At 36.8% G+C, this 9047-nt stretch carries 13 protein-coding genes; 7 read left to right on the top strand and 6 right to left on the bottom strand.

From position 1 onward, the window contains the following. Positions 1–37: 37 nt before the first annotated feature. Positions 38–793: a DUF5694 domain-containing protein gene (locus K7887_RS13275; protein WP_223489780.1), complete on the top strand. Its 756-nt coding sequence runs from the start codon at positions 38–40 to the stop codon at positions 791–793. Positions 794–822: 29 nt separating this feature from the next. On the opposite strand, the gene K7887_RS13270 is transcribed toward K7887_RS13275, so the two are convergent. Continuing rightward, positions 823–1542, bottom strand: a complete 720-nt coding sequence (locus K7887_RS13270; RefSeq protein ID WP_223489778.1) for a DUF459 domain-containing protein — start codon at positions 1540–1542, stop codon at positions 823–825. Between the two features lie 123 nt (positions 1543–1665). Between K7887_RS13270 and K7887_RS13265 the strand changes: the two genes are divergently transcribed. Next, entirely contained in the window at positions 1666–2130 is a 465-nt protein-coding gene (locus tag K7887_RS13265; RefSeq protein ID WP_223489776.1) for a YjdJ family protein, read from the top strand. 42 nt (positions 2131–2172) lie between these two features. On the opposite strand, the gene K7887_RS13260 is transcribed toward K7887_RS13265, so the two are convergent. Then, complete coding sequence (locus K7887_RS13260) at positions 2173–3654, bottom strand: esterase/lipase family protein (protein ID WP_223489774.1); 1482 nt, start codon at positions 3652–3654, stop codon at positions 2173–2175. Between the two features lie 224 nt (positions 3655–3878). Here K7887_RS13260 and K7887_RS13255 point away from each other — a divergent pair, with 224 nt between their 5' ends. From K7887_RS13255 to K7887_RS13245, 3 genes are read left to right on the top strand one after another with little or no spacing between them, the layout of a single operon-like run. Beyond that, positions 3879–4163 carry a hypothetical protein gene (locus K7887_RS13255; protein WP_223489773.1) on the top strand — a complete coding sequence of 95 codons (285 nt, stop codon included), beginning with the start codon at positions 3879–3881 and terminating at the stop codon, positions 4161–4163. Between the two features lie 12 nt (positions 4164–4175). Beyond that, positions 4176–4568, top strand: a complete 393-nt coding sequence (locus K7887_RS13250) for a DUF2085 domain-containing protein (RefSeq protein WP_223489772.1) — start codon at positions 4176–4178, stop codon at positions 4566–4568. Between the two features lie 24 nt (positions 4569–4592). Further along, positions 4593–5288: a hypothetical protein gene (locus K7887_RS13245; RefSeq protein ID WP_223489771.1), complete on the top strand. Its 696-nt coding sequence runs from the start codon at positions 4593–4595 to the stop codon at positions 5286–5288. Positions 5289–5307: 19 nt separating this feature from the next. Here K7887_RS13245 and K7887_RS13240 read toward each other — a convergent pair whose 3' ends face one another. The 3 genes from K7887_RS13240 to K7887_RS13230 form a co-directional block, all read right to left on the bottom strand. Continuing rightward, positions 5308–6060, bottom strand: a complete 753-nt coding sequence (locus tag K7887_RS13240; protein WP_223489770.1) for a hypothetical protein — start codon at positions 6058–6060, stop codon at positions 5308–5310. Then, positions 6053–6268: a helix-turn-helix transcriptional regulator gene (locus K7887_RS13235; RefSeq protein ID WP_010194276.1), complete on the bottom strand. Its 216-nt coding sequence runs from the start codon at positions 6266–6268 to the stop codon at positions 6053–6055. The genes K7887_RS13240 and K7887_RS13235 overlap by 8 nt, the downstream gene beginning before the upstream one ends. Positions 6269–6391: 123 nt before the next feature. Next, on the bottom strand, positions 6392–7012 hold the full coding sequence (locus K7887_RS13230) for an alpha/beta hydrolase (RefSeq protein WP_223489769.1): 621 nt from the start codon (positions 7010–7012) through the stop codon (positions 6392–6394). Positions 7013–7154: 142 nt separating this feature from the next. Here K7887_RS13230 and K7887_RS13225 point away from each other — a divergent pair, with 142 nt between their 5' ends. Both K7887_RS13225 and K7887_RS13220 read left to right on the top strand, forming a co-directional pair. Continuing rightward, positions 7155–7490 carry a zinc ribbon domain-containing protein YjdM gene (locus tag K7887_RS13225; RefSeq protein WP_223489768.1) on the top strand — a complete coding sequence of 112 codons (336 nt, stop codon included), beginning with the start codon at positions 7155–7157 and terminating at the stop codon, positions 7488–7490. Between the two features lie 44 nt (positions 7491–7534). Next, positions 7535–7990 carry a GNAT family N-acetyltransferase gene (locus tag K7887_RS13220; RefSeq protein ID WP_223489767.1) on the top strand — a complete coding sequence of 152 codons (456 nt, stop codon included), beginning with the start codon at positions 7535–7537 and terminating at the stop codon, positions 7988–7990. A 352-nt stretch (positions 7991–8342) separates the two neighbouring features. Here the strand turns inward: K7887_RS13220 and K7887_RS13215 are convergent, their stop codons facing one another. Further along, a complete protein-coding gene (locus K7887_RS13215) occupies positions 8343–8972 on the bottom strand; it encodes a LysE family translocator (RefSeq protein WP_223489766.1) in 630 nt (209 codons plus the stop codon). Between the last annotated feature and the right edge of the window lie 75 nt (positions 8973–9047).

The raw sequence follows: 9047 nt of genomic DNA, 5'->3' as shown, positions 1-9047 counted from the left end.
ATAGCAATGAAACTAAAACAGGTAAAGGAGAAAGTTAATGGTCAATAAACCTTCAATCATGATATTAGGAACCGATCATTTTGAAAAGTCTGCTGTACATGATTATGGAAAAACGGAAGAGTTGGACATTTTCTCCCAACGTAAACAACTGGAGATAGGTAACGTTATAACTTGCCTTAAAGGATACTCTCCTACCAAAATAGTATTAGAGTATCCGTTAAAACACCACTTTAAATTAACAGAAGAGTATCGAGAATACTTAGCTGGAAACTTTGAATTATCGGCTAATGAACGACATCAAATCGGGTTTCAACTAGCAAAAGAGTTAGGTCACTCAAATGTATTTGCAGTAGATTGGAACGAAGAGGAAAGTGGTCTAGATATATTCGGATACATGCAAAAGCATGAAACGCATAGTTCTAAGCAAATATTCAGAGATATAGAAAAAATGATAGCGAAAGCCAATGAAAAATCTCATACTACAACAATAAGGGAATATCTTTTATTTTTGAATGAAACTCAACAAGTGAGAAACAATCATCAATTATATATGGATATTGCGATGATAGGAGAGAATGACAATCCAATTGGCGCTAAGTGGGTCGCCAATTACTGGTATTATCGCAATTTACTAATCTATAAAAACATAAAAAGTCTAGCTTGCGATAATGATCTTTTATTAGTCATATATGGGGTAGGGCATGTTCACCTGTTAAATCAATTAGTTCTTGAAGGGGACAGCTTCACTATTGCAAATGTGAGGGATTACTTAGTCTGTATGAGCACTAATTAAAAAACGCTCAATCCTGAGCGTTTTCAATCTTAAAAGTCATATTCATCAATAATCTTTTTAGTAATTAAATCATATCCCTTTTTGTTAGGATGCAAGGAATCACTGTAATATTCTTTTGATTTTTCCTTGAAAAGATCATTGGTGGAAATGAATTTAATGCGTTCATAGTCATCGACCATCTTTTGGCTATTTTCATTCCACTTGACAATGATATTTTCATGTTCAGTAGAATCTGGATAGGAGTTATATAGCCCGAGAAATAATATCGGAACGTCTTTGTTTTCTTGACGAATTGATTTTAGTATTTCTTTAACATTCTTTTCGTATTTTACAGCGCCTTCTTTGATTTTTTCCTCATTGATTCCTTTTAAGTCACCGCCATTGCTTTGAATTAGATCATTGGTGCCAATAAAGAGAATAATATAATCAGCATTGCGAATGTCCTTTTGAATGTTTGTAAGTTTCACTTGTTTTACAACACCGTCTGACTCTTGACCCGGGATTCCGTAGTTTTTCACTTTAACGTTTGCGTCTTTCTCTTCCTGGATTAGCTTCTCCAAATTATCCACGTATCCTTCACCGGACTTGTCCCCGACTCCATATGTTAATGAGTCACCTAGAGTGACCATCGTCTTTGGTGAATGATCAGGTTCGTTTGTTTCTGTATTTTCTTGATAGCCACTATAAAAATCTACCCCGATAAGAGCAACCACAATTAAGGCGGCAGCATAGATGATTGTTTTCTTCATAGGTGAACCTCCTCAATGTTGTAGTAGTTCCCTATCGCAAAAATAATTAAACAGCACAATTGAACTTTTTCATTATCAGATTCGTTTATTTTTATAGGAACATTTGAAAAAAGGGGGATGTTTATGAGTTATAAAAGAACCATTCCATTTGGTTTAGCAATAATGTTTTTTTGTATCGCGATTTTTGCTTCATGGTATGAAGGGAGCGAGTTGGTAGATAATTCTTTTGAATGGAAACACACTGCAGTATTTACCTCTTGGATACATGATGGGGAAGTGGAGAGGGGAAATATTTCTCAACTAGATTACTTTGTATACTCTATTAAATTCAAGCCGATTTTTCCAATAATCATGATGGTAAGTTTTATTTATATGATTTTTGCAATTGGTCAGAATTTGCTCAAGCCCGGATTAAAACAGAATTTATTTGTTAGTATCCTAGGCGTTATTTTACTTGTCGGAGCAGGGTTACTATCCGGATCTCCAACCTCTGGTGCAAAGGTTTTTATGATGTCACAATTATTGGTGGGGATCTTACTTATTGGTCTAGCAGTCTTCCATCAATTTCGAAAAGTACAATTAGATTAATGTAAAAAGTGCTCTCCCAATGAGGAAGAGCACTTTGTCAAATCAATATCGATTGCCGTTCTTATCAACATAAACAGATTTCACGATTGTCCGTTCAAATGGATTTCCGTCTTTTGTGGTACCTTTGACATCAAGCGTGATAGTGTAGACACCTTCTTCTTTAAAGTCCACATCAACCTTCCCTTTATTGGCAACCTTCATCCCGAATTCTGCTTTAGCCTTCCCGTCTTTATTGATTTTGACATCCACATTCATATTTTTCACTTTCTGCCCTTTATTCTTCAGTTCAAAGGTAGAATCTTCTAGTACTACTTCCTCATTAAGATCTGTATGGAAGCCAACAGTCATTAAATAGGCAGCTTTATCTTTTTTAGCTTTAACGGTCCATTGTCCTTTTTCAGGTGATGGGATTTGGAAAGTGTGGTGGTGGCCACCCTTGAAAATTTCCTGATCGATGGAATGTACAAAGGTCGAATACACCTTTCCTGAGGGACTAATCACCTCAATATCTTTCGTCTGCTTGTCGCTCAGCCAATCTAGGTCGATTTTTTGTACATTTTCCTCCACTGTAAAGGTTTGTTTCACTTCTTTTTGGAACTGGCCGCCACGGTGAAGGGCACTTATGTTGATTGGCTCCTGTTCCATCGGTTCGACTGTTGCCGCTGCCTCTCCAAGTGCAAAGCCGGCTGTTTGTGTAGTAGTCAAATACGGGCGGAAGTATTGGAAGGTACCTCCTTCACGGACTGTGGTATGGTTCCAGTTGCTTACCCTGACTTGTGTGCTATAGGTTAAACGGGAATTATTAACTGTGACAGCACCATCATTAGATCCATATGAACTTAAGTATAATCCACCCCAATAAAGAGCAGATCCGAACCCGCCCCAACTAGTTCCTGCTAGGGTATAAATTTTATTTCGGTTTCTATTTGCATGATTATCCATTTGAGGTCGGTAGCTATTCATATAACCGGTCTGAAGCGAGTAGGTTGCATCATTTTTACTTCCAAGAATACTTGCAAGCCAACCAGCCCAGCCACTGTAAGCGAGGTCTGCAAGCTGTGAGCCATAATGAGGGGTGGACAGAGTGATGAGGTTCGAAACATAAGGATGCGCTCCATAATGAACAAGGGCGTTCTGAGCATCAATTCCGCCTTTGCTATGCGCAACTATCACTATCTTCTTTTGGTTGAAATGATTGGATATATCACGGATTCGACTATTAATGATGGCACCATTGTCCCACATATTCTTATCAGGATGAACATCAATGAACGCCGTTTCATATCCGTTATTCAAGGCTGTTTTATACATATTATTGTTTTCCCACCAAGTCTTTGATGAGCTGTTAATTCCGTGAACAAATACAAGAACCGGTTTGTTTGGATCGACGTTACTTGGTGTATCCCCCACATACCACTGACCTGGCACACCACCTGGATTGTCTTTCCCACCAATCGTGCCAGCATTCACGGATATTGGTACAACTAGCAATGCTACTAACAATAAAATCACCAACCTTCTCATTTCAACACTCCTTTTGAATAAATTAGGAGATATCTCCCCATCTATTCTATCTGAAAAGGGAACGCTTTCAGAATAGATTTTCAAAAAATGAGCGGAAGGACTTGGAGTACGAACTAAAATAATAGGAAGAAAGATACATATTCGACAAATAGAAGCAGGATTTTCAAGATAAGAAAAGAATTGTATGGAGTGGGGTTCAACTAATTACAAAAAGAGGGTTGCAGATGATTTTTATTCTATGGGCTTTATTAAGTATAACTTCAATTGGTAGTATTTATGGCATTGTTGTAGCCAGTTCAACAGCAGAGATGATAGCTAGTATCATTTTTCTTGTACTTAGTATGATCGGACTGTTTGCGAGCATCCATTACTATATGAAAAGACGAGATAAGAAAAAGAAAAGTGGCGGGGTATGGGATTGTCTCTATTGTGATATTCCATTTCCAACGTCTTCAGGCAAATCAAGCGGGTTGGATTGCACAGACTGTGATTGCAATCCATTTAATTAAGGGTTAAAGCATATGAATGAATACATTCATGCAGTTATCACTTTGCGTTTTTTTCCGTGCCATAAAAGAAAAGATCGCTCACTTGTCATAGGGGGCAGGCAATTCCCTATGTGCTACAGGTGTATGTCGATATTGCTCGGTTACCTTGCTGTGATTCCATTACTATGGCTAGCAGCAGACATCGCATTTTTTAAAATGATTCTATTCGGTATTTTACTGAACATTCCAATGGTTGTGGATGGTTCCTCACAGGTCCGGGGCTGGAGAGTAAGCAACAATTTCCTCCGAATATTTACGGGCCTGATGAGTGGCATAGGTATGTCTTGTATCATCGTAGCAGGTTCTATTCAATTTCATCGGGGGATTCAGGGGTTGGCTAATTTTATTGGTTCCTTTATTGGTTGATATTGATTTTTTTAGAATGGGGAAATGAAATTGAAAGTAGCGGGTGGAGTTTTAGTATACATATTAGGATTTATATTGGTTCTATTTTTAAGTTTTTCTATATTTATCTTAATAGGATTTCTTCAATACACAATTTTTGTACCTGATAACTATATTTTATGGATTTTTAAATATCCATACTCTAGATTTATCATTATTATAGTCCTTTATCTATTTCTAGTATTCTTCTATTTTTTCTTTAGAAAACATAGGAAAAAGACCCAGATCACACGAAAACGTAAGGCTCTAAGGATTGGTTTCATTGCAACTAATATTATAGGTTTCTATATTGTTTTTTCCTCAGTCACCGTAATAACAGAGGAGAATATCATTGATTATTCATTCCTGCACCCACAAGGCAAGAAGTATGATTTTAGTGATGTAGTGAAAATAGATGCTGGCGTTCGAGGGTATAAATTTTACCTTCCTTTCACACACAATAGAGGTGATTTCTATTACAAGGTTGAGTTAATGGATGGAAAAATAATAGATTTAAATGATGAAGCCGGCGGTTATGACAATGAAGATGAACATCCGACCTTTGTTCTGAATAAGCTTGATACCCGTTTAATAAAAATGGGGATTACTAAAGAATCAAGCATGGAGAATTTCCATTACACAACGGAAAGTTTAGATAGAATGTATACAGATCAAATAAAAAGCATATTGGAAAGAAAATAGGCTTTGCGCTGAGCAATGCCTATTCGCATGTGAATTTCGTTAGGCTCCATATGCTGCCACTTTCAACAACAGCGGTGCCACCTTCATCCATACAAGCTTCCATCTGAGGTAGGATACTTTGAGAATTAGAATGAATTTGAGCTATTCTGCCTATAGATAAAGCTACAATAGTAAGACTAACAATCGCAATCCCTCGAACAACTCTTTTATTCGCTTTCGAGAGTTCTTGATCTGTCTTTTTATCTTTTTTGCCGAATGTATAATTGCCAGAATAGTATTGATTGATTTCATTGTAAAAAAGAAGGTTCTGAAAGATAATAACAAGCAAGATCGCCATAATGAATACAGATCGGTGAAGAGGGATAACCATCAGAAAGGCAAGTATCGGAAGTGCATTTGCAAAAAGTATGTATACCTTTTTCGTTGCATTTTTGGATACTTGTTGAAGCATTTCATCATCTTCAAGTATCTCACCAGGTTTATATAAAACAAAGAAGGACAGTTTTTCACTAGGATTCTCCTTATTATGTTTTCTATACCTACGATAAAATGCAATATAGAAGAAGATAACTAATAAGATACTGACCATGAAGAGTTGAATGGAAAATAAGCCCCAATTAAAGGAAGTTTCTGAGCCGTTTACAACGAAAAAAGCATCAAAATTATTTATCATTAAATCAATTAAATGAACCAGACTAAATGTTAAAGGCATCAAAAGAATGCAAAATGCGATTGTCCAAAGTGGAAGCTGTATCCGTAAATCTTTATTCATTTTCTTCATCCTCTCCTTCTAACCAAAATAACTCATCCACTTTTACTTTCAAATGCTTGGCAAGCCTTAAAGACAAAGCAATGGATGGCGAAAATTCTCCTTTTTCAATAAAACCGATTGTTTGCCTAGTTACGCCGACTAAGCTACCTAAATCTGATTGAGAAAAGCCGTGTCTAGCCCTTAATTCCTTCACCCGATTACAAAGCATATGGTTCTCCTCTGTGTTAAATTTTATATACTAAATGTAAAGTATTATTAACATAGTGTCAATAATACTTTACTAGTTTCTCATAAAAAAACAGCACAAGAAGCGCCTTGTACTGTGAGGTATTTAGTTTGAAAATTGGATTACACCATCTATAACATTCTTAAGCATATCAATAGAACCTAGTATATCCTCTTTATTTTCAAGACTGTGATCTCCATTTGGTATAAGTAGTGTTTTTAATGATGGATTAGATTCTAGGTTTGCAAATCGGTCTTCACGATAACAGAAATCTTTATCTCCAATTATACAGAATGAATTATTTTCACTCTTTAGCATTGCTTGATACACATCATCCCGATGCAGCAGTGGAGTCAACCATATGGCAGAAGCATTATGGAAGGTGGGGTGTTTCAATAGATTTGCAAATGCTATGGTCCCGATTGATTTTGCCACAATAAAACATTGATCATAAGCTGTTTCTTTTAGAGTTTCTTCCAACGTATGTAAAACATTTGCAGAAAACCCTTCTGCATCAAAGGGATTAAGTTCCGCATCGCTAAACCGGTAATTGACTTGAAGGACATCAAATCCCTGTTTGTAATAGTGTCCTGAAGAAAAATGCAACAAAGGACCTTGAGATGTGTAGCCGGCTCCAGGAAGAATGATGGCAAGTTTAGTAGTGGTGGCTTTTTGTTTCATTAAATTAGTAAGAAACATTTTAACTTCTGATTTCTGGTTTATCATGGTTTCACCCCGGAAATGAATTTTAAAGAATTATATCATGTAAATTATCAATAAAGGGAAAAAATGTATAATTAATTTTAAGAATAATTTATGCTATTCTATAGTGAGCGGAAAATTGAACGTAAATGGAGGAACCCTATAAATGTCAACATTACCAAACTGTCCAAAATGTAATTCTGAATATACATATGAAGATGGAAACCAACTAGTCTGCCCGGAATGTGCTTACGAATGGACGCCTGGTTCGGAGGGAATGGAAGAAGAAAAAGTGTACAAGGATGCAAATGGAAATATCCTTAATGACGGAGATACGGTCACAGTCATAAAGGACCTAAAAGTAAAAGGTAGTTCTTCTGTTGTGAAACAGGGAACAAAAGTGAAAAATATCCGTCTTGTTGAAGGCGATCATGATATTGATTGTAAAATTGATGGGTTTGGTGCTATGCAGCTAAAGACGGAGTTTGTTAAAAAAGTGTAAAGTGAATCCTTTTGGGGTTCATTTTTTTAGAGGAGCGATAATAAATGAAAATTAAGATTGATGATGTTACACACCCAGCGGTCATAGCGTTTGTTGAGGAGCATATGAGAAATTTAAATCTGCTCTCTCCACCAGAAAGCAACCATTATTTGGACTTAGATGCTTTGAGAAAACCGGATGTTACTTTTTGGAGCGTGTGGGAAGGAACTGAGGTTGTTGGTTGTGGAGCGCTTAAGGAGTTGGACGCCAAGAGTGGTGAGGTGAAATCCATGAGAACTTCAGCGTTGCATTTAAGAAAAGGTATAGGCGCGCAAATCCTTCAATCCATTATTCAAGCTGGAAAAGAACGTGGTTATCAGAATTTATATCTTGAAACAGGTTCCATGGAGGCTTTTTATCCTGCGCAGAAACTCTATAAAAGTTTTGGATTTGACTATTGTGAGCCGTTTGCCGATTACGAAGAAGATCCTAATTGTGTTTTCATGATGAAGAAATTATAAATTTAGAAATAATAGGAAAGGGGCAATTGCGCATATATCGAGAGTACATAGAACGGAAACTGTTATTGTAAAAAAATCTTGAATAGTTGTATAGTACTGTCATACACACTCACCTGCTTTAAAATCTTTAAACGGGGAGTGTTTTTTTTGTGGTAAATTGCTTTAATTGTCGAAGTTGACTTGGGAAATGTAGAAGGTAGTCTGGGAAATGTAGAAGGTCGGCACTAAAGGGTAGAACATAAGCTCAAAGTTGTAGAAGGTCTCCACCAAACGGTAGAACACCTCTTTTGTATGCAGGAAAAACCCGCATCCCCCAATCATCCCCCTATTCCCCAGAGGGCCATCACCATCTTTATAAAATCAGCTTCAGAAACCTAAACAAAAACGGAAAAGCAGATACCGTCAAAAATATCCCTGCCCCAAGATTAACGGTTTTAAGGATTTTTTCTTTAATAAACGCGCGTGCAAAGTGAACCGTAAAGGCGATATTCAAGTTCCACAAAAAAATCCCGAGTAATAAGGAGAAGCAACCTAGTAATGCAACTATCCAACTTTTCTCGGAAAGAGCGTGAATAGAGGAACCGAAAATGCCGAACCAGAAAACAAAATTGATTGGATTAAAAGCAGCAATGCTAAATCCAACCACATATGAATTCCTCTGAATAGGTTGTCCAATCTCGAGAATTTTCCTCTTTGTAAAAGAGCTGTAGATAGTCGTTATCCCAAGGTATAGCAATAGAGTACCACCTATTCCATACATGCATATTTCCACCCATTGGAGTTGAAGATAAGGTGCCATTCCAATTAAGATGATTAATAAAAATATAATATCAGCAGTCATTCCCCCCAGTCCTACCAGCCAGGAGGCATAAAACCCAGAAGAAATTCCTCGTTTGATCATTTCTAAATTTATTGGACCCACCGGAGCAGCCAAACTGATACCAAGTACAATAAAGTGAAGGATTATCCATATTATTTCCATGTTAATTACTCCTAACAACAAGACTTGTCCATAAATTTATATGTAGAAGAAGAGCAGTTTCATGCATAGATGGAG

The organism is Sutcliffiella horikoshii (assembly GCF_019931755.1).
GTDB lineage: Bacteria > Bacillota > Bacilli > Bacillales > Bacillaceae_I > Sutcliffiella_A > Sutcliffiella_A horikoshii_E.
Note: the sequence above shows the minus strand (reverse complement) of the source record. Positions and strands in the feature narration are given on the sequence as shown.

Coding starts and splice junctions, on each gene's coding strand:
- K7887_RS13220 (WP_223489767.1), top strand. CDS start 7,535: ATGAAAATTAAGATTGATGATGTTACACACCCAGCGGTCATAGCGTTT.
- K7887_RS13275 (WP_223489780.1), top strand. CDS start 38: ATGGTCAATAAACCTTCAATCATGATATTAGGAACCGATCATTTTGAA.
- K7887_RS13240 (WP_223489770.1), bottom strand. CDS start 6,060: ATGAATAAAGATTTACGGATACAGCTTCCACTTTGGACAATCGCATTT.
- K7887_RS13225 (WP_223489768.1), top strand. CDS start 7,155: ATGTCAACATTACCAAACTGTCCAAAATGTAATTCTGAATATACATAT.
- K7887_RS13215 (WP_223489766.1), bottom strand. CDS start 8,972: ATGGAAATAATATGGATAATCCTTCACTTTATTGTACTTGGTATCAGT.
- K7887_RS13230 (WP_223489769.1), bottom strand. CDS start 7,012: ATGATAAACCAGAAATCAGAAGTTAAAATGTTTCTTACTAATTTAATG.
- K7887_RS13245 (WP_223489771.1), top strand. CDS start 4,593: ATGAAATTGAAAGTAGCGGGTGGAGTTTTAGTATACATATTAGGATTT.
- K7887_RS13260 (WP_223489774.1), bottom strand. CDS start 3,654: ATGAGAAGGTTGGTGATTTTATTGTTAGTAGCATTGCTAGTTGTACCA.
- K7887_RS13265 (WP_223489776.1), top strand. CDS start 1,666: ATGAGTTATAAAAGAACCATTCCATTTGGTTTAGCAATAATGTTTTTT.
- K7887_RS13235 (WP_010194276.1), bottom strand. CDS start 6,268: ATGCTTTGTAATCGGGTGAAGGAATTAAGGGCTAGACACGGCTTTTCT.
- K7887_RS13250 (WP_223489772.1), top strand. CDS start 4,176: ATGAATGAATACATTCATGCAGTTATCACTTTGCGTTTTTTTCCGTGC.
- K7887_RS13270 (WP_223489778.1), bottom strand. CDS start 1,542: ATGAAGAAAACAATCATCTATGCTGCCGCCTTAATTGTGGTTGCTCTT.
- K7887_RS13255 (WP_223489773.1), top strand. CDS start 3,879: ATGATTTTTATTCTATGGGCTTTATTAAGTATAACTTCAATTGGTAGT.